Annotated in this window: 24 protein-coding genes; 11 read left to right on the top strand and 13 right to left on the bottom strand. The window is 36.0% G+C overall.

Going from position 1 to position 24,998, the window contains the following annotated elements:
• Positions 1-2 precede the first annotated feature (2 nt).
• Together O5637_RS08755 and O5637_RS08760 are read left to right on the top strand one after the other, a co-directional pair.
• The gene (locus tag O5637_RS08755) at positions 3-1,187 is read left to right on the top strand and encodes an NAD(P)H-quinone oxidoreductase subunit H (protein ID WP_269604297.1); all 1,185 of its coding nucleotides are present in this window, start codon (positions 3-5) and stop codon (positions 1,185-1,187) included.
• A 6-nt stretch (positions 1,188-1,193) separates the two neighbouring features.
• Positions 1,194-1,646, top strand: coding sequence for an acyl-CoA thioesterase (locus O5637_RS08760; RefSeq protein ID WP_269604299.1), 453 nt, complete (start codon positions 1,194-1,196; stop codon positions 1,644-1,646).
• On the opposite strand, the gene O5637_RS08765 is transcribed toward O5637_RS08760, so the two are convergent.
• From O5637_RS08765 to menA, 3 genes are read right to left on the bottom strand one after another with little or no spacing between them, the layout of a single operon-like run.
• On the bottom strand, positions 1,643-2,878 hold the full coding sequence (locus O5637_RS08765) for an AMP-binding protein (RefSeq protein WP_269604302.1): 1,236 nt from the start codon (positions 2,876-2,878) through the stop codon (positions 1,643-1,645). The genes O5637_RS08760 and O5637_RS08765 overlap by 4 nt on opposite strands.
• Positions 2,875-3,846, bottom strand: coding sequence for an o-succinylbenzoate synthase (menC, locus tag O5637_RS08770; protein WP_269604304.1), 972 nt, complete (start codon positions 3,844-3,846; stop codon positions 2,875-2,877). The genes O5637_RS08765 and menC overlap by 4 nt, the downstream gene beginning before the upstream one ends.
• 19 nt (positions 3,847-3,865) lie before the next feature.
• Positions 3,866-4,789: a 2-carboxy-1,4-naphthoquinone phytyltransferase gene (menA, locus tag O5637_RS08775; protein WP_269604305.1), complete on the bottom strand. Its 924-nt coding sequence runs from the start codon at positions 4,787-4,789 to the stop codon at positions 3,866-3,868.
• A 99-nt stretch (positions 4,790-4,888) separates the two neighbouring features.
• Here menA and O5637_RS08780 point away from each other — a divergent pair, with 99 nt between their 5' ends.
• Positions 4,889-6,289 carry an isochorismate synthase gene (locus O5637_RS08780; protein WP_269604307.1) on the top strand — a complete coding sequence of 467 codons (1,401 nt, stop codon included), beginning with the start codon at positions 4,889-4,891 and terminating at the stop codon, positions 6,287-6,289.
• Here O5637_RS08780 and gshB read toward each other — a convergent pair.
• Together gshB and grxC are read right to left on the bottom strand one after the other, a co-directional pair.
• Positions 6,267-7,196, bottom strand: coding sequence for a glutathione synthase (gene gshB / locus O5637_RS08785; RefSeq protein WP_269604309.1), 930 nt, complete (start codon positions 7,194-7,196; stop codon positions 6,267-6,269). The genes O5637_RS08780 and gshB overlap by 23 nt on opposite strands.
• Before the next feature lie 3 nt (positions 7,197-7,199).
• The gene (gene grxC / locus O5637_RS08790; protein ID WP_269604311.1) at positions 7,200-7,490 is read right to left on the bottom strand and encodes a glutaredoxin 3; all 291 of its coding nucleotides are present in this window, start codon (positions 7,488-7,490) and stop codon (positions 7,200-7,202) included.
• A 58-nt stretch (positions 7,491-7,548) separates the two neighbouring features.
• Between grxC and prfB the strand changes: the two genes are divergently transcribed.
• The 5 genes from prfB (at position 7,549) to O5637_RS08815 (ending at position 10,515) form a co-directional block, all read left to right on the top strand.
• A protein-coding gene (gene prfB / locus O5637_RS08795; protein WP_269606961.1) for a peptide chain release factor 2 occupies positions 7,549-8,659 on the top strand; the annotation gives its coding sequence in 2 pieces (ribosomal slippage) (positions 7,549-7,623 and positions 7,625-8,659; 1,110 coding nt in all).
• An 11-nt stretch (positions 8,660-8,670) separates the two neighbouring features.
• The gene (locus O5637_RS08800) at positions 8,671-8,862 is read left to right on the top strand and encodes a DUF3285 domain-containing protein (protein WP_011294182.1); all 192 of its coding nucleotides are present in this window, start codon (positions 8,671-8,673) and stop codon (positions 8,860-8,862) included.
• Positions 8,863-8,866: 4 nt separating this feature from the next.
• The gene (gene ybeY / locus O5637_RS08805) at positions 8,867-9,421 is read left to right on the top strand and encodes an rRNA maturation RNase YbeY (protein ID WP_269604315.1); all 555 of its coding nucleotides are present in this window, start codon (positions 8,867-8,869) and stop codon (positions 9,419-9,421) included.
• Between the two features lie 25 nt (positions 9,422-9,446).
• Positions 9,447-9,905 (top strand): diacylglycerol kinase family protein, encoded by a 459-nt coding sequence (locus tag O5637_RS08810; protein WP_269604316.1) that lies wholly within the window; start codon positions 9,447-9,449, stop codon positions 9,903-9,905.
• Positions 9,906-9,918: 13 nt separating this feature from the next.
• Positions 9,919-10,515: an anthranilate synthase component II gene (locus O5637_RS08815; RefSeq protein WP_269604318.1), complete on the top strand. Its 597-nt coding sequence runs from the start codon at positions 9,919-9,921 to the stop codon at positions 10,513-10,515.
• A gap of 39 nt (positions 10,516-10,554) precedes the next feature.
• On the opposite strand, the gene O5637_RS08820 is transcribed toward O5637_RS08815, so the two are convergent.
• The 4 genes from O5637_RS08820 to mnmE all read right to left on the bottom strand — a co-directional run bounded on the left by O5637_RS08820 (position 10,555) and on the right by mnmE (position 16,134).
• Entirely contained in the window at positions 10,555-11,670 is a 1,116-nt protein-coding gene (locus O5637_RS08820) for a pyridoxal phosphate-dependent aminotransferase (protein WP_269604320.1), read from the bottom strand.
• Complete coding sequence (gene argS / locus O5637_RS08825; protein WP_269604322.1) at positions 11,670-13,493, bottom strand: arginine--tRNA ligase; 1,824 nt, start codon at positions 13,491-13,493, stop codon at positions 11,670-11,672. Before argS ends, O5637_RS08820 begins: the two co-directional genes overlap by 1 nt.
• 76 nt (positions 13,494-13,569) lie before the next feature.
• Positions 13,570-14,433 carry a carboxylating nicotinate-nucleotide diphosphorylase gene (gene nadC / locus O5637_RS08830; RefSeq protein WP_269604324.1) on the bottom strand — a complete coding sequence of 288 codons (864 nt, stop codon included), beginning with the start codon at positions 14,431-14,433 and terminating at the stop codon, positions 13,570-13,572.
• 306 nt (positions 14,434-14,739) lie between these two features.
• The gene (mnmE, locus tag O5637_RS08835) at positions 14,740-16,134 is read right to left on the bottom strand and encodes a tRNA uridine-5-carboxymethylaminomethyl(34) synthesis GTPase MnmE (protein WP_269604326.1); all 1,395 of its coding nucleotides are present in this window, start codon (positions 16,132-16,134) and stop codon (positions 14,740-14,742) included.
• Positions 16,135-16,204: 70 nt separating this feature from the next.
• Between mnmE and O5637_RS08840 the strand changes: the two genes are divergently transcribed.
• Positions 16,205-16,660 carry a DUF2062 domain-containing protein gene (locus O5637_RS08840; RefSeq protein ID WP_269604328.1) on the top strand — a complete coding sequence of 152 codons (456 nt, stop codon included), beginning with the start codon at positions 16,205-16,207 and terminating at the stop codon, positions 16,658-16,660.
• 60 nt (positions 16,661-16,720) lie between these two features.
• Here O5637_RS08840 and O5637_RS08845 read toward each other — a convergent pair whose 3' ends face one another.
• The gene (locus O5637_RS08845) at positions 16,721-19,057 is read right to left on the bottom strand and encodes a RelA/SpoT family protein (RefSeq protein WP_269604329.1); all 2,337 of its coding nucleotides are present in this window, start codon (positions 19,055-19,057) and stop codon (positions 16,721-16,723) included.
• A 55-nt stretch (positions 19,058-19,112) separates the two neighbouring features.
• Between O5637_RS08845 and O5637_RS08850 the strand changes: the two genes are divergently transcribed.
• A complete protein-coding gene (locus O5637_RS08850; RefSeq protein ID WP_269604330.1) occupies positions 19,113-20,717 on the top strand; it encodes an ABC transporter ATP-binding protein in 1,605 nt (534 codons plus the stop codon).
• Here O5637_RS08850 and O5637_RS08855 read toward each other — a convergent pair.
• Positions 20,710-21,681, bottom strand: a complete 972-nt coding sequence (locus O5637_RS08855) for an RluA family pseudouridine synthase (RefSeq protein ID WP_269604332.1) — start codon at positions 21,679-21,681, stop codon at positions 20,710-20,712. The two genes, O5637_RS08850 and O5637_RS08855, sit on opposite strands and share 8 nt — an antisense overlap.
• Complete coding sequence (ylqF, locus tag O5637_RS08860; protein WP_269604333.1) at positions 21,678-22,544, bottom strand: ribosome biogenesis GTPase YlqF; 867 nt, start codon at positions 22,542-22,544, stop codon at positions 21,678-21,680. Before ylqF ends, O5637_RS08855 begins: the two co-directional genes overlap by 4 nt.
• A gap of 482 nt (positions 22,545-23,026) precedes the next feature.
• Between ylqF and O5637_RS08865 the strand changes: the two genes are divergently transcribed.
• Positions 23,027-24,232 carry a phosphoglycerate kinase gene (locus tag O5637_RS08865; RefSeq protein WP_269604335.1) on the top strand — a complete coding sequence of 402 codons (1,206 nt, stop codon included), beginning with the start codon at positions 23,027-23,029 and terminating at the stop codon, positions 24,230-24,232.
• Positions 24,233-24,270: 38 nt separating this feature from the next.
• On the opposite strand, the gene O5637_RS08870 is transcribed toward O5637_RS08865, so the two are convergent.
• Entirely contained in the window at positions 24,271-24,936 is a 666-nt protein-coding gene (locus O5637_RS08870; protein WP_269604337.1) for a hypothetical protein, read from the bottom strand.
• Positions 24,937-24,998 lie beyond the last annotated feature (62 nt).

The raw sequence follows: 24,998 nt of genomic DNA on the forward strand, positions 1-24,998 counted from the left end.
CAATGACGCAGCTTGAAACGCGTACGGAGCCAATGGTGGTCAACTTTGGGCCACATCATCCATCAATGCATGGGGTATTGCGGTTAGTCGTAACCCTTGATGGAGAGGATGTTGTTGATTGTGAACCAGTTATTGGTTACTTGCACAGAGGGATGGAGAAAATTGCTGAGAATAGAACAAACGTCATGTTTGTTCCTTACGTGAGTCGCATGGATTATGCGGCTGGTATGTTTTATGAAGCCGTTGTTGTTAATGCCCCTGAGCGTTTGGCAAATATAAAGGTACCTAAAAGAGCAAGTTATATCAGAGTGATAATGCTTGAGTTGAATAGGATCGCTAATCATTTGCTATGGTTAGGTCCGTTTTTGGCAGATGTCGGGGCTCAAACTCCTTTCTTTTATATTTTTAGAGAAAGAGAGATGATTTACGATTTATGGGAGGCTGCAACTGGTCAAAGATTGATTAATAATAATTATTTTCGTATTGGTGGCGTTGCCTGTGATTTACCTTGGGGTTGGTTAGAAAAATGTAAAGATTTTTGTGATTGGTTTGGTCCGAAAATTGATGAGTATGAAAAATTGATAACTAATAACCCTATCTTTCGTAGACGTATAGAAAGTTTAGGAGTTATAGGAAAAGAGCAAGCGATTAACTGGAGTCTTTCTGGACCAATGCTTCGGGCTGCAGGTGTTCCATGGGATTTGAGAAAGGTAGATCATTATGAATGTTATGACGATTTTGAATGGGATATTGCATGGGAGAAAGAGGGGGATTGTTATGCAAGATATAGAGTTCGTATTGAAGAAATGAGACAGTCATTAAAAATATTACGACAAGCTTGTGAGATGATTCCAGGTGGACCAACAGAAAATCTTGAGGCAAAAAGGACAGTTGAGGGAAAAAAAGGTGATATGTCAGGCTTTGATTATCAATATGTAGCTAAGAAGGTTGCACCTACTTTTAAGATTCCTAATGGTGAATTATATACACGCCTTGAGTCTGGAAAAGGAGAGATAGGAGTATTTATTCAAGGTAATAATGATGTAACTCCTTGGCGGTTTAAAATTAGAGCGGCTGATTCTAATAATTTGCAGATACTTCCTCACATACTGAAGGGAGCTAAGGTCGCTGACATAATGGCTATCTTAGGATCCATTGATGTAATTATGGGTTCTGTTGATAGATAAGGTTCTTTGGAAAAGCGTAATCCTAGAGAATGGTTATGTTTGAAACGGACCGTTCGTTTTGGTGAGACAGATGCTGCTGGCGTGGTGCATTTCCTTGAATTATTGAGATGGTGTCATGAAACTTGGGAAGCAAGTTTAGAAAAACATGGAGTAGTTTTACAAGAAATTTTTCCTACAAACCAAATCAACACAGGCCAACTGGATGTGGCTTTGCCAGTTGTTCATTGTGAAGCAAATTATTTTCAACCACTTTACGTTGGAGATATTATCAATATCGAACTAAATCCAGAGAAGATAAATGACTCTTCATTTGTACTTCGATTTAAATTTAAAAAAAATGGTGAGAAAATCGGCACGGCAAATATAAAACATGTATCTATAAATCCGATTACAAGAGATATATGTGCATTATCTAAGCAAATAAATTTCTGGCTTCATGAATCTAGTCTGAATTTTTAGTTAATAGGTCTATTAAAGGCTATCCAATCTTGCCATTTTTTTATTTCCCATTTTTTATTGATATTTCTTGAAAGTTTTGGACAATCGTACCAGTTCATTGGTTTTTTGGATGGTTGCCAGTCTTTAATGAGATTAGTCAGAAGTGAGATGATTGGATATCTGTTGATTCCTTTTTCTTTGAATTTAGTTAAGGCAACTAAACGTTGTCCCCATTTCTTATCACTAACTCCTAATACAAAAATGTCTTTAATTGGGATTTGATTTTTCGAGATTATTGTCATTAATTCCATTTCGATATCTTCTGGGAAAATCGTTTCACCACCAGAATTTATAGCTGAATCTCTTCTGCCCAAGATTTGTATTGCTTTTTTATTGTCGAGAGTGATGTATTGCGCTAAATCCCCTGCTTCCCACCATCCATTTGTATCTGTAATTGATTCGAATTTATCATTCTTCCATTTTGAAGTTGCAATCCTACTAGTTTTAATCTTAAGGGAATTTCTTTTGTTGATTTCTATCTCAACATCTTCTAGAGGGAACCCAACACTATTACTTCCTTTTAAAAAATCGTTGGGACTCAGGCAAGTCACCATTGCAACAGTTTCGGTGGCTCCATAACATGGAGCTAAATTAATAGACTTTCTTCGCGCTTTGTCAGCAAGATCTGTGGGGATCAAAGCACCTCCGACCCAGATTATAGCGAGAGATTGAAGCCATCTTAAACCATCAGAATCATCAATCAAAGACGATAATTGAGTTGGAACTAGTGATGTGATCAATGGACGTCTATATTTATTAGTTAATACTTCACTAAACTGCTTAAGTTGAAGTGGTTTATGCATTAAAGAGGGCGAAATCCAGTGATACTCCGATCGCCACGTGTTATGTCTCCACCAAGGCATGAAACCACTTATATGGTGTAAAGGTAGTGAATTGAGAATGATGCATTCATTTGGCTTGAGGCCATGATTCTTTAACCACATTCCGGTTGCCAAAGCCGAATTAGTTAGATTTTTAATTGATTGTAAACAAAGATTTGGTCCTCCAATGCTCCCCCCGCTTGAAATGATTATTCCTTCTCCTTCAGGTAAAGTTGACGATTTGGGAATTTTCGTTTGATCTTTTGGAGGTGCTAGATATACCCATTTATGCTTTTCAAAATTCTTCAAAATTTCTCTTGAACAGTCCAGGTTTTTTTCAGGAATACATTTTATAACTGCAATTTTGGTCATACAGCTTCCCAGACTAATCTTGGATTGTTGTTAAAGAGTGGGCCTTTGGGGCACCATCCAGGTGCAAGTCCAGGTGCACAAGGATTTCCACCTTTGACTTGCCTGGCAGCGAGGTGATGAATCCACCTTCTCCCAATACCAGTTTCAAAAGCTGTGCTTATTACTGTTTGACTATCTTCTTGTTCTATTTCTTTTAAGAGTAATCTAGGATCACCATCTAATGCAGGGCGACGTATTTGCCAACTTTTCCATGTTTTTCGTAAAAATGGAAATTCAACCAAAGATTCATCTAATGCGATTGGAATTTGATTGGCTAATGAAAATAAACCTTCAATATCTTTTGATGGGAGTGGCTGTTCAATCCATTCCAAACGAGGTTCGTTTTTGAGTTCGTTAATCCATTCTTGTGCTTTTTGGCGACTCCATCCTCCATTTGGATCAATTCTAAGTTTAAAATTATTTGGTAAAATATCTAAGATTTTTTGTAATGTTTTTTCTTCCTTAAAGTTATTTTCTTGGTGAGATACTTTCCATTTTATTGTACAAGAACTTTTCTTATCATTTGATCTATCTACATATTTAACTATTGACTCTAATGGATCAATATCTGTAGGTAGTAGATAAGCTGATTTTGCGGTGTCAAAACCTTCAAAATTTAACTTGCTTTTAGTTGGATTTTCTAAATCGGCTAAGCAGGTTCCTAATCCGAAAGCAAGTGCTCCTGGCAATTCACATAAATAATTTTCTATTGAATCTTTTGTAGTTTGTCTCCCAAGAAAATTTAGACTTTCGATACTTTTTTGTAATTCCTTCTTTTCAATAGGTGATACTTCACCCCATCCGTAATTTCCATCTGAGTCTTTTATTTGCAACAATAAACCTACCTTGGTATGAATACTTCCTTTCGAGGTTATTAACTTTCTTGTTAGTTGAAATGAAAATGTCTTGATATTAATTATTAATTTCATGATTCAACAAAATCAAAAATTAATTATAAAAAAATGAGGATATAGCAAAACCTGCACTCAAGCATAAACCATTAATTGTCTGAAAGCGTAAAGCTAAAAACTTACTGTTTTTAATACGCTCAGGTTGGTTGTGATGTCTTTTGATTAATTTGATAAGATCTACACCTGAAGGAAGGCTAATGAAACATATAAGAGTCGTTATTGGCCATATTCCAATTAGTACTGGTAATAATTCTAATAAAAATATTAGCCCAACGAACCACGGTAAAAATTCTGCCGCTCGATGAGTGCCTAAAATAACTAAGGGTGATTTTTTACCGACAGCAGCATCTTGATTGATTTGATGAAAATGCGAACAGAATAGAACCAAAGTGGTCGCCATCGCCGGACCTGCCCCAACCATCAGTGCTGTTCCCCAGGGGATGGCATGAAAATTAGATTTTGGAGAAACAACAATTAGTGCTGCAGCTGTAGCAAGCGGGCCAAAGGCAATCCAGCAGAGGGGTTCTCCCAACCCTTTATACCCCAGTCTAAATGGGGGCCCTTGATACAAATATCCAAGGAAGCAACAAATTAAGACCAAAAAAAGTACTGTTATTTTACTTTTTAAAGCAAGGATAAATATGATAAATAAACCTAATAAAAGAGAAAAATATGCAACTCGACTTACAGTGGTTTTATTACCAGTTAAAGCGACTACGGAGTGGAATTTGTATTTGTCAACGCCAGTTTCATCGTCAAAAAGATCATTGGTAAGATTCTCCCAAAGCAAAATCAAGATAGAGGCAATTAGAAAACCGATGAATTGTCCTAGACGAATTTTGCCGCTATTCCCAAGCTCCCATGCTGCAGATAAAATTACAGGCATTATTGCGACTGAATATAATGGCCACTTAATTGCAGCTTGCCAAAGATGTTTCTTTTCAGTTGTAGAAGACTTCACTGATAAAATAACCTGTTCTGTTTGTTTCTTTGTTCGTTCCTTAAGACTAGGCAGCAGTTCGTGTATTGGTTTATTTATGTCTAAAGGCTCTAATTGGTTATGAATTTAGAACCTGTCTTTAGTGAGCTTTTAGTTAGTTCTCTTCGGAAATGGAGTGAACGAAAAGTTGATGAATGTATATTGAGCATTTCTGTTCCTGTAAGTCAAACAGATCCTTTAACGACATTACCTTTAATTGCTGAAAAACATCAGTTTAGATTTCTTTGGGATCTATCTCCTGGATTGTGCATTTCTGCCGGAGGACATTGTCAATCTTTGGATTTATCTGGACCAAAGAGGTTTGAAAATGCACAAAGGTTTAGTGATGAGATTTTTACTCGATTGATAGATACTTCTCCAAGTCCAGCATTTTCAGCATCAAGGATTCTATTTTCATTTTCTTTTTTTGATCAAATTAAGAGTAATGAAAAATTAATAGATGATAAATTTTCCCTGCAGGCTGTTTTGCCTAAGTGGCAATTAACTGCAAAAGATGGATTGACATGGTTACGTTTAAATTCAGTTGCCCTAAATCCTTCAGATGTTCGTGAATCCGTAGAAAGATTATGGTCAATTCGAGAAAAGATAAATAGATCACCAGTTCGAATTTTCCATGATGTAAAAGAAAATTTCTTAGTCGATAATTTTTCTAATGATTGGAAATCTCAATATCGAGATGCCTTGGCTAAAGGGATCGACTTAATCAATGCAGGTGATTTGGATAAGCTTGTATTGGCTACGAGACAACGCCTTTCCCTCAGAAAACCTTTAGACCCCCTGAACTTACTTGCTCGCCTAAGAGTTCAGCAAACTAATAGTTGTCGATTCCTATGGCAAAAAAATCATGATGAGTCATTTTTTGGTGCATCACCTGAGAGGTTGATAAGTCTCAATCACAATCAATTACTAATAGATGCTTTGGCTGGTACTGCAAAAAAGGGTGATGATGGAAAAGAATTACTTGCATCTTCAAAAGATTTAAGAGAACACCATTTTGTAGTTAACTCTATTGTCGGACAACTTTTAAGAAAAGGTATTAAAGCAAGTCATTCCCCTCAACCAAAATTAATTACTCAAGGCCATTTAATTCATTTGCATACTCTTATTCAAGCTTGTGTCAAAGAAAAATCTCCGCTTGACTTAGTTCAAGCTCTTCATCCAACTCCTGCAGTCGCTGGATTGCCTTTGAGTAAATCTTTGAGTTGGTTAAGAGCTTTGGAACCATTTGATCGTCAAACATATGCTTCTCCAATTGGATGGATAGATAAAAATCAAAATTCAGAATTTAGGGTGGCCATTCGTTACGGACATGTGAGAGGCTATGAACTTAAATTGTTTGCTGGTGCTGGCCTAGTAAAAGGCTCAACTGTTGAGGGGGAAATGGAAGAGGTGGCTTTGAAATTTGAAGTTTTAAGAAATCAATTAAAGTTAGATAGGGTTAATTGTTCAAATGATCTATAAGATAATCAATCACTTGATCTGCTAATGGAACATTCATTAGGTTTTCTACTTCTCTAATACCAGTTGGACTCGTCACATTAATCTCACTTAGCATTCCTCCAATAACATCTATACCAACAAAAAAGAGCCCTTCATCTTGTAAATCAGGCTTTATTTGATCACATATCTCTATTTCTTTAGGAGTTAATTTAGTTGTCTCAGCTTTACCACCTAAAGCGAGGTTGCTTCTGAAGTCTCCTTTTTTTGGACGTCTATTAATTGCACCTAATGGCTCTCCATTCACCAAAAGGATTCTTTTATCGCCATTTATTACGTCTGGTAAAAATTGTTGCATCATAACTGGCAAATGTTCTTGTGAAGTAACCAGTTCGAGTAAGGCCTCTAAGCCTGGAGCATCCTTTGCAATTCGTATGACTCCTTGCCCACCTTTCCCTCCAAGTGGCTTCAAAACAACTTCTCCGTGCTCTTTTGCAAATGTTATTAATTGTTCCACCCGACTCGCCACAAGAGTGGGAGCCATTAAATCACTAAATCTTAAAGCTCCTAACTTTTCATTCCAAGCTCTCAGTGATGCAGGCTTATTAATTACATTGACACCATCTCTTTCTGCAACTTCTAATAAATGAGTTGCATATAAAAAAGCCTCATCAACAGGTGGATCTTTGCGCATCCAAATGCATGAGAAATCTCTTAAAGGAAGGCTTTGAGATGAGTGGACAGTGATCCATGGTTCACAATTGACTTTATTAGAAACCACCCATGCATCGTCCCCTCGGGCTTGCAGGTCAGAAGGAGTACAGATCCAAACATCTATTTTAGCTCTAGATGCGGCTTGCATAAGTGCTGCTGATGAATCCTTGTTGGGATTAATATTTTCAATTGGATCTAGAACAAATAGTTGCTTCATGAATCAATTTCTAATTCCAATAAGTTCATTTAATTCGTTATTGCTCTCAAGTTCGTAGAGCTCGTCGCAACCTCCAATACTTTCTCCATTAATAAAAATTTGTGGAACAGTTCTGCGACCTCCTGCTCTTTCAGACATTTTTGTTCTTGCATCATTGTCTCCATCAATAGAATATTCTTTAAATTGGACTCCTTTTTGATTTAGTAGTGCTTTTGCACGTAGGCAAAATGGGCAAAATCTCCAAGTGTAAATTTCCACTGTAGGGATTCCTGAATCGTGAATTGATCTGTTCATTTATAGTTTTTGGGTTGATATGCTGATAGCTTTTAATGTATTAATTCTATTACCTCGTTTGCAAGACCTGACTGATTTTAAAAGAGACCTTTCTTTATTGACTGCTCGCCTGGTTACAGCCCAGGATTGTCTTTGACGAACCTGCATTGCTAGCTAGAAAAAAGGACTTAGAGCAAGTTGCATCGCAACCTGAATTTTGGAACGATCCCAAAAATGCACAAAAACAGATGCGTCAACTTGATGATGTTAAAGCAGAGTTAGAAAAACTCATGTCATGGAGAGGCGCTATTGAGGACGCAAATCTTTCGTTAGAGCTTTATGAGTTAGACCCTGATGAAGAAATTATTGCGGAGTCTCACCATGGACTTGAGAAATTAAAGCAAGAACTTGAACGTTGGGAGATGGAGCGTCTCTTGAGTGGCACCTATGATAAGGAGGGTGCAGTTCTCTCAATTAATGCTGGTGCTGGCGGAACTGATGCCCAAGATTGGGCCCAAATGCTTCTAAGGATGTATACCCGTTGGGCTGAAAATAATGGTATGAAAGTAATTATTAATGAACTTTCTGAGGGAGAGGAAGCGGGAATCAAAAGTGTCACCATCGAAATAGAAGGTGTATACGCATATGGTTTTTTACAAAATGAAAAAGGGACCCATCGTTTAGTCAGAATTTCCCCTTTCAATGCAAATGGAAAGCGACAAACCAGCTTTGCTGGAGTTGAAGTTATGCCTAAACTTGATGAAGAGGTTGAACTTGAAATCCCTGAAAAAGATTTAGAAATCACGACAAGTCGCTCAGGTGGTGCAGGAGGACAAAATGTAAATAAAGTTGAGACTGCAGTTCGGATTCTTCATGTGCCTACAGGTATTGCCGTTCGATGTACACAAGAAAGATCTCAGCTTCAAAATAAAGACAAAGCAATGGCTCTACTAAAATCAAAATTGATGGTAATAGCAGTAGAGCAAAGGGCTGCAGAGATTGCAGATATTCGAGGGGATATTGTTGAGGCTGCGTGGGGCAATCAAATTAGAAATTATGTTTTTCACCCGTACCAAATGGTTAAAGACTTACGTACTGAACAAGAGACAACAGACGTAGATTCAGTTATGAATGGGGAAATAGATATTTTTATTCAGTCTCTTTTAAGGCAAAATATTGAAGAATCATAAATCAACTGGATATGAATAATAAAATTATTTCTGATGATGTCACCAAGAAAGCAACCCCACCTCCAAGTTTTGTCAAACTTGCAATGAAAAATATGGTTCGGAAAGGTAGTCAAAGCCTTTCTCACTTTGGATTGACAGCTTTGGGTTTCCTTGGATTTATTCTTTTAGTTGCTGTTCTTGGAAAACCTCATATCCCTCAATAACTTTATGGAGAATTTTTCTACTAGCTCTTCTAAATTGGATGTTGACCTTTCTTTTACACCCTTCCCGGTTCAAGATTTAGATGTCTTTGTGAACAGTGAGTCTTTGGAGTTGATGAAAAATCCAAGTCAATGGATTGAAGAAATAGGAAGCTGGATTAGATTCATACAATTAAATTCAGCATTTAAATGTCCTGAAATAGTCCTAAATGCGTCTCAATTTAGCTTGGGGTTGGAATTAACTAATGATAAGAAAATTCTTGATTTGAATCATGTCTGGCTCGGTCAATCAAAAAGTACAGACGTGCTGTCATTTCCCATAATTGATGAGACATTTTTTGGTGTAAGTAATGAATGTATCGAATTGGGTGACATAGTTATTTCAGTCCCGACAGCAATCAGGCAAGCCAAAGATAATAATGCTGATTTATTTAGAGAACTAAGATGGCTTGCTACTCATGGTCTCTTACACCTTTTGGGTTGGGATCATAGTGATGAAGAGAGCCTTAATAAAATGCTTTTGATTCAAGAGCAACTTCTTGATATTAGAGGTATTCTTTAAAATAAAGAGTTGAAGTTTCACAAATATGGTTCCTGAGATATCCAATGACTCTGAGAGAGAAATTAGGGACATGTCTAAAACTCTTCAAAGACCCAATAAAAGATCATCATGGAAGATAGCTAAAGATTTACCAACTAGCTTTTTATATGCAGCTAAAGGCTTAACATATGCATTTTCGACCCAGAGAAATTTTCGGATTCATGTTGGTTTTGCATTGGGTGCGCTTGGCTTAAGCTTTTTTTTAGGCCTTAATAAAAGTGATTTAGCAATAATGGCCCTTACAGCCACTAGTGTGTTAGTAGTTGAATTGCTTAATACAGCGATTGAATCTGTTGTTGATTTGGCCATTGGGAAACGATTTCATCCTCTCGCTCAAATTGCTAAAGATTGTTCAGCTGGGGCAGTTTTATTAGCTTCAATCAGTTCGGTGCTGATTGCTGTTTTATTATTATTTCCTCCATTACTTAAACAGTTAGGAATTTAACGGCTTAAAAATTATGTTTTTGGTGATCGACAATTATGACAGTTTCACTTATAACCTCGTTCAATATTTGGGTGAATTAGCTTCTCAGCATCCTATTGCATCAGAAGTAAGAGTCGAACGTAATGATGCTCTGACGATCAGTGAGATTAAAGATTTAAATCCTGATGCGATTTTGTTATCTCCTGGTCCAGGAGACCCCAATCAATCTGGAGTTTGTCTGGATATTTTATCTGAACTATCAATTGAAATACCAACTCTTGGTGTCTGTCTTGGTCATCAAGCTATTACTCAAGCGTTCGGTGGGAAAATAATCAGAGCTAATGAATTAATGCATGGTAAAACATCTAATGTTTTGCATAGAGGTACTGGAATCTTTAAAGATTTGCCTAATCCCTTAGTGGCAACTAGATACCATAGCTTAATAGCGCAGAGAGAGGGTTTCCCAGAATGCTTAGAGGTTATAGCCTGGTTAGAGGATGAAACAATTATGGGAATAGCCCATAAAGATTATCCACACATATACGGGGTACAATTTCATCCTGAGAGTGTATTGACTGAATCTGGTCATAAGTTACTCTCTAATTTTTTGGATATAGCAGAAGCTAACTAGATAATCTCAAGTTATATAGACGTTTTGAATTAATATAAACTACACTTCATCGACAATCTTGAAAGCTGACCAGAATCTTTTCATCTGCTCAATTGTTCCAATGCTCACTCTGATAGAGCCTTTTAAATTTTTTTTCTTATCCATATTTCTAATTAGAATTCCAGATGATTTTAACTTTTGCTCAACTTGTTTTGGGTTTGATTTTGGCCAAAGTAGAAAATAGTTTCCTCCATCAATATGATGCTTAACATGGTACTTCTTGAATTGATCTTTGATCCAAGTACGAGCCTCAAGTACTTCATTTACATACGAATCAATATAGGAGTGATCTTTAAGTGCAGCAAAAGCAGCAATGACTGCAAAGCTGTTGACGTCATAAGGACCAGTGACTCTATTCACTATATTAATTACTTTAGAATGACCAATAGCAAACCCAATTCTTAAACTTGCCAAACCAGCAGTTTTAGAAAGCGATCTTAATACAACAAGATTAGGTGTGTTTTGGAAATTCACAAATGGCAGCACACTATCACCTGTAAACGCCTCGTAAAGTTCATCGACAACAACTAGTGTTTGAGATGAAAGTTTGGTGATCTCTATAATTCTTTCTGGGCTTAATCTTGTTCCAGTGGGGTTATTCGGGTTGCAGATGAGTAAAATTTTCGGATTATTTTGTGTAATGAATTCGCAAATACTATCAAATGGATATTGAAAATTTTTCCCCTCATAAGGTATCGAAATGATTTTCATTCCTCGCATTTGTGCGCAAGGAGTATAATATCCAAAAGTAGGCGTTGTCGTTAGCATTAGATCTTCAGAATCGCCATAGGCATGAAAAATAGCATTTATTGCTGCGTCTACTCCATTAAAAATACCAACTTCAGATGAGTTTATATTTACGCTTGAATTTTGTTTAATGAGAGTTTCTACTATTTTTTCTTTTAAACCTGAGTATTCAGGATAAATAGAGATTTCATCTCTGCTTATTTCTCTGAGAGATTTAATTACTAGTGGGCTTGGTCCAATGGTGTTTTCATTAAAGTCTAGTCTTAGTAAATTTCGTCTTCCTTCCAGTGGTGCAGAATATGGCTGTAAATCTTCGATATCTTTCCTGGGATTTGGTAGATCAACAAATGAATTTTCTGTTTTTTCCATTACATTCTTTCCAGAGTAGGGATGCCTAACAAACTCATTCCCAGTTTAAGTGTCTCTGCAGTGATAGAGCATAAAGTAAGTCTACTGGTTCTTGCAGGTTCACTTGCTTTTAAAATAGGAACTTGATCATAGAATCTGTTGAAAATCTGACTTAATTCAAATAAATATCCGCAGAGACGATTAGGAAGCAGTTCTTTTTCCACTTCAGCGATAATACAATCAAGTTGCAATAGCTTGCGAATCAAGGCCCATTCTTGCAGTTCATTGAAATGAATATTCTGACTTGATACATTTAAATCCCCACCATTGCGCGATATTCCGGCTATTCGTACCAATGCATAAAGTAAATATGGTGCTGTATTCCCCTGCAAAGAGAGCATCTTATCAAAACTAAATTGGTAATTAGAAACTCTATTTTGACTTAGATCCGCATACTTGATTGCTGCAATCCCGACAGTCGTAGAAACTTTATCTATAAAACTTTCATTTTCGGATCTACTTTCAGTGTTGAGACGATCTTTAAGATCTTCTCTTGCTCGTTGAATTGCTCCATCCAGAAGGTCTACTAATCTAATTGTTTCTCCTGATCGGGTTTTTAACTTCTTACCATCTTCTCCTTGAACAAGACCAAAGGGGACATGCTCAATTTGACAATCTGTAGGAATCCAATTTGCAAGCTTTGCAATTTGAAAAACTCCAGAGAAATGTGAAGCTTGCCCAGCATCTGTGACATAAATCAACCGGAAAGCTCCATCTCCATGCGGAGGAGTAGTTAATCTGTATCTAATCGCTGCTAAATCAGTGGTTGCATAATTAAAACCTCCGTCACTTTTTTGAATAATTATTGGTTGAGGTTTCCCGTCTTTTCCTACTACGCCATCAAGGAAGATACATTGAGCCCCTTGATCATTTATTAGTAAATTTTTATTTTTTAAATCATTAATAACATCTACTAAAAATTTGTTATAAAAGGATTCACCTCTTTCAGTCAGCTTGATATCAAGTCGATCGTAGATCTTTTGAAACTCTTTTCTAGATTGTTGGCAGAGTAATTGCCACGCAATTAGACTTTCTTGGTCACCTGCTTGTAAATTAACAACCTCATTTCTAGATTTATTTTGAAAGATTTTATCTTCATCAAATCTTTTTTTTGCTTGACGATAGAAATTCACGAGATCGCTTATTTCCACTACATCTTTTGTATGGAGTGCCTCTGGTACAACCTCTTTCAGATGAGTGATGAGCATGCCAAATTGTGTACCCCAATCCCCCACATGATTGAGTCGTAAGACTTCGTAACCGCAGAATTCCAGAACACGTGCTAATGAGTCTCCAATAATTGTTGATCGTAAGTGCCCAACATGCATTTCTTTAGCAATATTTGGACTGGAAAAATCAATAATTACGCGGTTATTGTTTTTTCCCTTTTCTATTTTTTTACTACTGAATTTTTTGAGAGGCACTCCCAATCTTTTATCATTTAGACGAAAATGGATTTCCGATATAAGTGTTTTTGAATTTATAGATAGGTTTATGAAACCTGGACCTGCAATGAGTGGTGGATTGCATATTTGAACGAAATCATTATCTTTTTGTAGTTGATCAGCTATTTGTTGTGCAATTTCACGAGGAGGTTGTTTCAGTTCTTTTGCCAGTGATAAAGCACAATTTATCTGAAAATCTCCAAATTCTGGCTTGGATGCGGGGACCAAATTTGAACCTGTAAGTATTGAAGAAGTTTTTGAACTTCGATCCTCTTTTGGGAATACTTTGATGAAAGCTCTATTGAGGGCTTCTTCTAATCTGGCGTATATTTCAAGCATGATGTGTATGGTTAGGTAGATACTTTTAAGATTTCTTTGTTTTTAGGATGGTGCTAGAAAACTTTTTATTCATTTTTTAGTCAAAGCGCATACTGAAATCTATCCATTTGCTTTTAGTCATTGGAGCACTAGTTGAGATTAGATCAATACCTGTGAATATATAGTCTGACAAATTATTTGGGTTGATTCCTGAAACTTCAATAACAATATTTTGTGAGACGTATTTGGAATTACTAGTTTTTGAAAGTTGACGTAATTCTGGAACTAATTTCTCTATAGTTTGAATAGACATTTCATCAAGTAAAATACCATCAGCACCTGCCGCCACAGCTTCTTTCGCTTGGGAGGGGGTTTCTGCTTCGACTATTATTTTTTTTGTCCATGGAATAGTAGTTTTTAAGATTTTGAGACTCTCGCTAATCCCCTGAGACCATGCAATATGATTCTCTTTCAACATGGCAGCATCATCTAATCCAAGTCTATGATTAATTCCGCCACCACAATGAAAAGCGTATTTTTCGAAAATTCTTAGTCCTGGAGTCGTTTTACGTGTGTCTGCTAACTTCACATTGGATCCTGATAGTTTATTTACCAGTAAAGCTGTCGATGTAGCAATACCAGAAAGATGCATGGCTACATTAAGAGTTACTCGCTCTCCTGCTACTAAGGAAGAGGATGGCCCTTTTAATTCTAGGAGTTTTTGATTCTTGTCAAACTTTTGACCATCCTCCAAGAGAAGTTGAATATCAACTTGGGGATCAATTTTTTTAAATATTAGTTTGACAAGATCTCCACCACAAAAAGTGCCATCCTCTTTTGCAAGCCAATGAGCTGATGCACTGCTGTCGCTGAGCACAAATCTTGTGAGGTCTCCATCGCCAAGATCTTCTTCAATCCAGGTATCTAATATTTTATGTAGTTTTGGTGAGCGAAGATCCACAATACAACAAATACATTCATTACTATACCAATCCTGAAAGCATTTATAAAAAATATTATTCTCTATTTTTTAATTTCATTTACTTATAATTTTCTTAAATATATTTAAGAAAATAGAAATTTTTTAATATTTTTTCTTTGTGATACGTTAAACATATGCTTTAATTAGCTTAATCTCGACTGTTTGTATCAAGTGGACGTAGTTCATAGTGTCAATATTATGGTTGCTCTATTGATTGGAGGAGTTTGCTATTACTTATATTATATTTTTACAATTGATAATAACTAGACGATGAAAATTGCTTGATTATTTACCAATACAGAATTTTGAAAATATATTATCAAGTAAGCTTTCTGTTAAATCCTCTCCTGTTACTTCTCCTAAATAATTAATAGCTTGTCTTAAATCGATCGTCCAGAAATCCCATGGTAGCTTTTCATCAAAAACTTTATTAATATTTTCCAGGGATTCCAAGGTTGACCTAGCCAGATCAACTTGTCTTTCATTTAGAGCAATATCCAATCCATGCGTTTTAGAAGAACCACATATTTTTAGTAGATAATTAATTAGATTGTCTTCTCCATGTCCGGTTTTTACACTTATAATGACTAGATTTTCTTTTTCTAGTATATATTTTGGAACTTTTTGAAAAGATTGATTATTCTCTAAATCAGATTTATTGCCTACAATCAAGATTGGAATATTTATGGGTAATTGTTTTAGTATTGATTCGTCCTCGCTATTCCAACCGTTTGAATAATCAAAGATTAATATGATGAGATCAGCTTGGAATAAAGATTTTTTAGTTCTAGAAATACCAATTTTTTCGATGATATTTGTAGTTTCTCTTATACCTGCTGTATCAATAAAAGTTACTGGTATTCCCTCTAAAATAATCTCACTTTCCAAAAGGTCCCTAGTAGTTCCAGGTAGCTCAGTCACAATGGCTTTTTCTTGCTTGGAAAGCCTATTAAGTAAGGAGCTTTTTCCTACATTAGGTTTACCGGTCAGTGCAACTTTTAAGCCAGAACGAATCCAAGATCCTCTTTTAGCATTATCAATTAGCTCTTTAAGATCTTTTTGGATTGCGATAATTTTATTTTTTACCTGTGTTTCATCTAAAATTGGAAGATCTTCTTCAAAATCTATTCTTGCTTCGATTTCCGTTAGTTGCTCTATCAATCGTTTTCTTATTGAATGAATCGTAGTTTGAATATTTCCTTCAATTCCATTAATAGCGAGCTCTGCTGCTTTTCTACTTCTTGCTGCCACTAGTTCACTAATTGATTCTGCTTGGGTCAGGCTTATACGACCATTCAGTACTGCTCGTTGACTAAACTCACCTGGTTCTGCTCTTCTAACGCTTGGGATATCAAGTATCCTTTCAAGGATCTTTTGGACTGTAATTATGCCTCCATGGCAATGAATTTCTACTACATCTTCACCTGTAAAGCTTCGCGGCCCTTTCATTATTAGTATTAATACTTCATCGATATATATTGTTTGATTTGCTTCGGTTACATGTCCGTAAAGAACTTTGTGAGTGCTCCAATCGTGCGTTCCAGGAATATGAACAATAGTTTTAGTTATCTCAATGGCCGAGGAGCCAGAGATCCTAATGACAGCAATACTTCCTTGCCCGGGAGCAACGGCAGTCGCGATTGCAGCAATAGTATCTTCAGTAGGGGAAAACGAATTCATTAATCAATAATCACGCAATCTTCACTAAGATCAAATCTAGGTTTCTGTTATAGACCAAGATTTTTTAAATATGAAAAAAATCTTCCTAAATCTAATACAAAGAATTCGTAAATTTATCGCTTGGCTCTGGAATCAGGAAGGTTCTCCTTCTCAGAGAGCATTAGGATTGGCCGTGGGGATATTTAGTGGTTGCTTTCCATTCTTTGGTTTGCAAACCTTGATGGGTGTGTTTTTAGCAAAAATCTTCAAGGGCAATAGCATTTTGGCGGTTGTTGGAACCTGGATTAGTAACCCATTTACTTATGTTCCTCTTTATTATCTTAATTATAGACTAGGCTCTTTAATACTAAATAATGACAAAAATATAGTAGATTTTAGTCATATAACTACTAATGAGTTGTGGTTACAAGGTTGGTACTTGAGCTCTAGACTGATAATCGGCTCGATATGTATGGGCCTTTTGTCTGGAATGGTTGGTGGCCTGAGTCTATATTTTTTACTCAAGAAACTATCTAATAAAATTTAGATTTATATATACTTAATATTATTTATTAGTTTTTAACAGTCTTTCAGATTATTTATTTAGTTAACTAATTCCTGTTCTAGCGATATCTAAGACATCAACCATTGAACGTATTTGATTGATAGTAATTTCTAATTGATTAACACTTTCCAGTTCAACTCTAAGGTCTATGCATGCAGGTTTGCCATGAGATGTCTTAACTCTTGCATCGATTACATTAATACCTCTATCAGAAAGTCTCATTAATATGTCTTTAAGTACTCCCACTCTATCAATAACTTCAATTCTTAATTGAATAGGAAATTTCTCTTCTTTGCTATGTGTGTTGCTATTCCACTTGACTGATAGTCTTCTATCGTTAGGTACTGATTGTATATTGACACAATTAGTTCGATGTATTGTGATTCCATGATTACCAAGTGCAACTGTTCCAAGTATTGATTCTCCTGGTAAAGGACTGCAACATCCCCCTAGTCGATAGTCAAGCCCTTCTAAGCCAACTATTGGCGAATATTTTGTTTGAGATGTTTTTAATTTGTTTGAAGTTAGATTTGCTTGTGACCCAATTTGGTTGGCCAGTTCGATATCGCTTAATTCAGTCTCAGGTAGCTGGTTTTGTATTTTTATCTCTTCTCTAAATCTATTAATTACTTGATGTAGGGTTAATGCTCCAAATCCAAGTGCGGCTAATAAATCTTCTGTAGACTTTAGATTACATCTCTCAGCAACTTTAGTTATTGCTTCACCTTTTAGTAAATTATCAATTCCTTTACGACCAAATTCTTGTTCTAGTAGTTCCTTCCCTCTTAGTATTGTTTCTTGACGATGACTTTTTTTATACCATTGTCTAATGCGATTTCTAGCTGTGGGAGTGGCTACATAGTTTAACCAATCTAAGCTTGGATGAGAGCTCTTGTGAGTTAGGATCTCAACGAAATCTCCATTTTCAAGAGGTGTTGACAGCACGCAAAGACGATCATTGATTCTAGCACCATTGCAATGATTCCCTACTTCAGAGTGAATACGATAAGCAAAATCGATTGCTGTTGAACCATTCCTTAATCCCAGAACATCTCCTTTTGGAGTGAAAACAAATACTTCTTCATCAAATAAATCCTCTTTAATTGAAGCAAGGTAGTCATTATGATCATTGACTCCATCTTCTTGTTGCCATTCAACTAATTGGCGTAACCAATTAAATTTTTCTGAATCAGGATTAGCAGGAGATCCTCCTTCTTTGTATTTCCAGTGAGCTGCAATTCCAAATTCTGAAACCCTGTGCATTTCTGGCGTCCTTATTTGTACTTCAATAGGTCTGTGTCTACCAATTACAGCTGTATGGAGCGACTGATAGCCATTCGGTTTTGGGAGACCTATATAGTCTTTAAACCGACCAGGTATTGGCCTGAATGTGTCATGGACGACAGCAAGAGCTCGATAACATGTCTCGACATCTGAGACAATAATCCTAAGAGCAGCAACATCAAAAATTTCATGAAATTCTTTTTGTTGTCTTTGCATTTTGCTCCATATTCCATATAAATGCTTTGGCCTTCCACTAACTTCACATTGGCTAAGTCCTGCTGAGCTCAGGCGGTCTTTTAACAATTGAACAGTTACATTTAATCTCTCTTCCCTTTCACTACGCTTACTAGCTATTTGTTGTTGAATTTCCCTGAAGGGATCTGGCTCTATAAGTTTAAATGCTAGGTCTTCTAGCTCCCATTTGAAGCGTCCTATTCCTAAACGGTTTGCGAGTGGAGCATAAATTTCTCTCGTTTCTTTAGCTATTCGTGTTTGCTTCTCTTTGTCTAAGTAACTAATAGTTCTCATATTGTGTAGCCTATCTGCAAGCTTCACTAATACAACTCGAATATCGCTAGCCATAGCTAGAAACATTTTACGTAGGTTTTCTGCTTGTGCTTCTGTCCGATTATTAAAATGGATTCCGCCCAATTTAGTTACACCTTCAACTAGATATCTAACTTCACTACCAAAATACCCCTCGAGTTGTTCTGGTGTTATGTCTGTATCTTCGACGACGTCATGTAAAAAACCTGCTGCAATTACACTAGCGCTTGCACCTATCTCTCTTAGTAAGTCTGCTACGGCAACTGGATGGGTTATGTAAGGTTCACCACTTTTTCTGTATTGCCCTTTATGCAATTGAAATGCAAGATCAAATGCGGCAACTAAAAGTGCTTCTGAGTCTCTTGGGCAACTTGCTCCTATCCCCGGAGGAATATTTTCAATGCAATTTTTTAACCACTCTGGCAGAATAATTTCATAATCATCAATATGTTTGATTTGATCAGTTCTAAGTTGAGGCTGGCCATCAAAAAATTCATCACAGACTAAATGAGTCTGGTTTGAATTGTATGCAGAGGTGACTTTAGGCATCAGCACCGGAGCTTAATTTATTTTATTCAAACTCAACATTTCTTGCTACCTTTTTATGAATAATTCATCAAAAGAAGTTTTAAAGATAAATAAACTAAATGCTATTTATCCAAATACCTCATTTTTAGTGTTAAGAGGACTAAATCTGAATATAAATCGTGGCGATAGGCTTGCATTAGTTGGTAGTTCAGGATGTGGTAAAAGTACTGTTGCTAAGGCTGTAATGCAGCTCCTTCCCAATGGATGTGATTGTGATGGTGAGATTGTTTTAAATGGAAAAAATGTATTGGATCTAGACAAGGCTTCTTTACAAACTATTCGAGGGAAAGAGGTGGGATTGATATTTCAGGACCCAATGTCACGTTTAAATCCTTTAATGACTGTTGGTGATCATTTGGTTGATACTTTTCAAGCTCATGATAATTCTGAACCAATTGAAAACTTAGTGAAAAAAGCTAAAAGTATTTTAGAAAAAGTTGGAATAGATCCTTTAAGGTTTAATTCTTTTCCGCATGAATTCAGTGGAGGGATGAGACAACGTGTAGCAATTGCTTTGGCAATTTGTTTAAGACCTCCTTTGATCATTGCTGATGAACCTACAACTAGTTTGGATACATTAATAGCTGATCAAATCATGGGTGAACTGAGTTTACTTTGTGATGAAATTGGAACTGCCTTACTATTAATTAGTCATGATTTATCTATGGCATATAAATGGTGTAATAAAATTGCAATACTTGATTGCGGTCAAATAGTAGAATCTGGAAATATAAAAGAGATAGTTGGTAATCCAAAAACTGAGATTGCTAAAAAATTAGTTAATGCAGCCAAAATTCTAGAGGGTTCTGAGAGAGAAATAATGAAAAAAAGTGATGCATTATTGAGAGTAAATAGATTACGTTGTTGGCATGATTTAGGCTTTTGGCCGTTCAATTCTTTTTGGTTGAAAGCTGTTAATGAAGTTACCTTCTCTTTGTATGAAAGTGAAACTATTGGTATCGTAGGTCCATCAGGATGTGGCAAGAGCACTCTGTGTAGAGCGTTGGCTGGTTTATTGCCTACTAGAGGTGGAAGTGTTTTTTTTCTTGGAAAGAATATTTCAAATATGAATGGAAAATCTTTAAAACAACTACGTAAATATATTCAAATTATTTTTCAAGATCCTTCTGCTTCTTTGAATCCTAAGATGTCAGTAATTGATGCAATTATAGATCCAATTCTTATCCATAAATTGCTAAGTCGGCCTCAAGCTAGAGAAAAAGCTCGTACTCTTTTAGAACTAGTTGGTTTAACGCCCACAGCAATGTATGAACAACGCTTACCTTTTCAGCTTTCAGGCGGACAACAGCAAAGAGTAGTTATTGCAAGAGCACTTGCACTTAATCCTAAAATACTTATCTGTGATGAAAGTGTCAGTATGTTAGATGCTGAAATACAAGCAGAAGTTTTGGAGTTGCTACGCTCTTTGCAAGAAAAATTAAAACTGTCTATGTTGTTCATAACCCATGATTTGTCAGTTGCGGCAGGCTTTTGTCACCGAGTATTAGTGTTTGATAAAGGGAAAATTATCGAAGAGAATTCTGGTAAGAATTTGTTAAATAATCCTCAAAAACATCTCACAAAAAAAATGGTAAATGCATGTCCTAGACTTCCTAAATAATATTATTTTTATATTGTAAAACTTTTAAAAGTCGTTCAAAATCTGTAGGTAATGGAGCTGTAAACTTCATTTTTTCTAATGTTATTGGGTGTATTAAACCTAATTCAATTGCATGTAAAGCTTGGCCACCAAGTTTAATAGGCAATTTTTTACACCTACTATAAGTTTGATCTCCAATAATAGGATGACCTATGTGTGCACTATGAACACGAATTTGATGCGTTCTACCTGTATTAAGTTTGAATTTAAGAAGAGAAAAATTTCCCAGATTTTCAATTAATTTCCAATGTGTACAAGCATATCTACCAGATTCCTCATCAACTACAGCATATTTTTTTCTATCTTTTGGATGTCGACCAATACATCCGACAATCATACCTTCATTGTCTTTAATCGCTCCATGGACAACAGCAATATAATTTCTTGAGGCTACTCTTTTTTGTATTTGAATTTGTAGTTTAACTAAGGCTTCTTGAGTCTTCGCTACTACAATGCATCCAGTTGTGTCTTTATCTAAGCGATGAACTATCCCAGGTCTTAATTTACCTCCGATGCCTGGTAAGTTTGGACAATGATTTATTAAACCATTGACTAAAGTTCCTGATTTATTCCCTGGTGCAGGATGAACTGCTATCCCTGCTGTTTTATTAATGACTATTAAATGATTATCTTCGTATAAAATATCCAAATCAATTTTTTCTGGTTTTAAGTAAGGAAGAGGCTCAGGTGGTGGAACCCAAAGTTGAATAATGTCACCTGGCCTAACGGGAGTTTTCGCTTTTCCAATTTTACCGTTCACTTTTGCAAACCCCGCTTCAATGAATTTCTGAATATGAGCCCTACTTTGTTCGGCTCGTTGACTTACCAGCCATCTATCAAGACGCATAGGTAAAGGCTTCTTATATTCACTCTCAAATAATTCACCTGGTCCCTGCCCAAATTCATGTTTGATTTCTTTATTCATTGGGGGAGTTCAAGAGAAATATTACCCAATAAATTTTTGCGAAAATCATCAAGTAATCTTTGAGACATTCTTCTAGTATCTCCAGAAGTGTGACGTTCTGCTGCTGAAAGTAGCCATGATGATTTGTCTTTAATAGTTTCATTGACAAATGTTCCATATCTATTTTGAAGACACATTGACTTGATTCCCGCTTCTTGGGTGTTTTCTAATGTCTCAAGAAGCTTCATAAAGTTAATGGCTACTTGTTCAGTATCGTATGCGGCTTGACCAATATCATCACAAATGGCCAATTTTAATGCGGCATTTTGATCTTCAAATCTAGGCGGCAGAACACCAGGAGCATCCAATAGATCAAGATCTTGTCCCAATCTTACCCATCTCAAACTTCTTGTGACCCCAGGTTTTCTTGAGCTAGATACAACCTTCTTTTTAACGAGTCTGTTAATGAGAGCAGATTTTCCAACATTTGGGAAACCAAGAGTTAAAACTCTAATTGCACGATTTCTCATTCCTCGGTCGAGACGTCTTTGATTTAACTCTTGCCCAGCTCGAATAGCGGCTTGTTTTATTTGGAGCACGCCTGTTCCAGCTTTTGCATCACACCACCATGGGACTTTTCCTTCTGACCTTAGTTTTTTATCCCAAGCTTTATGGGCATCAATATTAATCATGTCTTTTCTATTAATAACTAATATTTGCTTCTTTCCTTTTAACCATTTTTGAAGATATGGATGAGAAGTGGCGAGAGGTATCCTTGCGTCACGCACTTCGAAAACTAGATCAACTTTATTCAGATGCTCTTTTAATTGTTTTTCTGCTTTAGCAATATGCCCTGGATACCATTGTATAAGCTGCTTGTTCACTGAATTTTAAAAAGAAGTTGGATTAAATTGACTAATTTAAATTTTGTAAAAGTTGATTTTTGATTTCTTTTGGGAGTGTAGTTTTAAAAAACTTAAGTTCAACTTATCATCTGAAAAGATTAAATAAGTTGATAATAATAATTGAATTATTCAGAATATCCCGATGGTAGTTAAATTTTTATTGATTAATCTAGATTGACAGAATTACAATATTTAATAACTTGCCGGTGGAAAAAATTCCTTATGCATTAGGTTCACAAAAAAATTGATTTTTTAGCCTTATATTAAAAGTTTGTTTTTTCCAGTCATTGAGGGCATTTTAGGGGTAATTAATTGTTTTAAGTATAGACTTTTAATACCTAAAAAGACGTTTTTAGTTTCTTATAAGGTTTAGGTAGATTTTTTCTGTGTCTTAGTAATTACCCAATTCGTGCCTTTCAAGAGCTATGGTCACTCAGTTTCCTTTCTGAATCCCATACATTATGTCTAAGCGTTCCCTGTCAAGTCTCGGCGCTGAAGACTTATGCGGCAAACGTGTGTTAGTGAGAGTTGATTTTAATGTCCCATTAGGAGATGAGGGGCAAATAACTGATGACACAAGAATTCGTGCTGCTTTACCAACTATTAATGACCTGCTTGAGAAGAGTGCAAGAGTTATTCTTTCTGCGCATTTTGGTAGGCCAAAAGGAGAGGTTAATGAAACAATGCGTTTGACTTCTGTTGCTCAAAGACTAAGTGAATTGCTTGGTAAAACAGTTGTAAAAACTGAAAGTTGTGTAGGAGCTGAAGCCAAGTCAAAAGTAGATGCTATGTCCAATGGCGATGTTGTTCTTTTGGAAAATGTTCGATTTATTGCTGGGGAAGAAAAAAACGATACAGAATTTGCAAAGGAATTAGCTTCTTTGGCAGAAGTCTATGTTAATGATGCTTTTGGAGCCGCCCACCGCGCTCATGCCTCAACTGAGGGGGTTACAAAGTTCTTAAGTCCATGTGTTGCTGGTTATTTAATGGAAAAAGAACTTAAGTACCTTCAAGGAGCTGTAGATCAACCTAAAAGACCCTTGGCAGCAATAGTTGGCGGTTCAAAAGTAAGCAGTAAGATCGGGGTTTTGGAGTCTTTGATTGATAAATGCGACAAGATAATTGTTGGTGGAGGGATGATATTTACTTTTTATAAAGCTCGGGGATTATCTGTTGGTAATAGTCTTGTCGAAGAAGATAAGCTCGAATTGGCAAGTGATTTGGAGAAGAAAGCTAAAGATAAAGGAGTTGAGTTCCTTTTGCCTAGTGATGTTGTGTTAGCCGATAATTTTTCTCCTGATGCTAATAGCAAATCTTCCAAAGTTGATGCTATTAGCGAGGGTTGGATGGGATTGGATATTGGTTCAGAATCAGTTGCACTTTTTCAGGATGCACTGAAAGATTGCAAAACTGTTATTTGGAATGGACCGATGGGTGTTTTTGAATTTGAGAAATTTGCAAATGGAACAAATGCGATAGCAAATACTTTGGCTGAATTAAGTGCTCAAGGATGCTGCACAATTATTGGAGGTGGAGATTCAGTGGCAGCAGTTGAGAAAGCAGGTTTAGCAAAAAACATGTCTCATATCTCGACTGGGGGTGGTGCTAGCCTGGAGCTCTTGGAAGGGAAAGTTCTTCCTGGTGTTTCTGCTTTAGATGATGTTTAATAATTTCAATTTAATTTGATGATTAATACAAGTAAGTTTTATAAACCTACTTGTATTTTTTTTGTAATTAAATAAATCCCTTCTGGATGCGTAATGATTGCTGAGATGGTTTGAGAACCAGGTTTTAAGGGTGCTTGAATATATTTAAATAGACCACCTGATTGATTAGGCTTAATCCCAAAGATTTCATTTGATATTTTCTTATTATCTTCATTTTTAAGTATGATCATCCCACTAGCAGTTAAAGAATTGTCTAATGGTTTTTCAATAATTAAATTCATTTCATATTTTTCACCAGTGAGAACTTTTTCTGGAGACACGATTTTTATAATAAGAGGTGATTTTTGGCTATTCAGAATTGATTCTTCATCAACAACTTTATAGCTTCTGATCTTATTTTTGTAAGTCTCTAACTTGACAGTTTGTTTGGTATGTAGATTATAAATTTGATCATTAATTTTTCTTGTAGATATGATTTTGATATTTAGAAATGATTTGTTTCGATAATTGCTTATTGGTTGAATTGACCATTTTGCATCTTTATATTTTCGCCTGAAGTCTAAATACTGTTTATTAAATTGATTGAATGATTTTTGCAGAAATAGCTCTTTTAGCAAATTATCCTCTCTTTGGTTAAGAAGTTCCTCTAATTGATTAATTAATGACTGATTATCTACATTTTTACTAAAAGCAGAATTGATCATTAGGGGATATAACAATAAAAAAACTATTGCTTTAGCTATCAGTGAATTTCGCACGCCTACCT

Origin of the sequence: Prochlorococcus marinus str. MIT 0917 (assembly GCF_027359575.1) — a bacterium.
Lineage (GTDB): Bacteria > Cyanobacteriota > Cyanobacteriia > PCC-6307 > Cyanobiaceae > Prochlorococcus_B > Prochlorococcus_B marinus_D.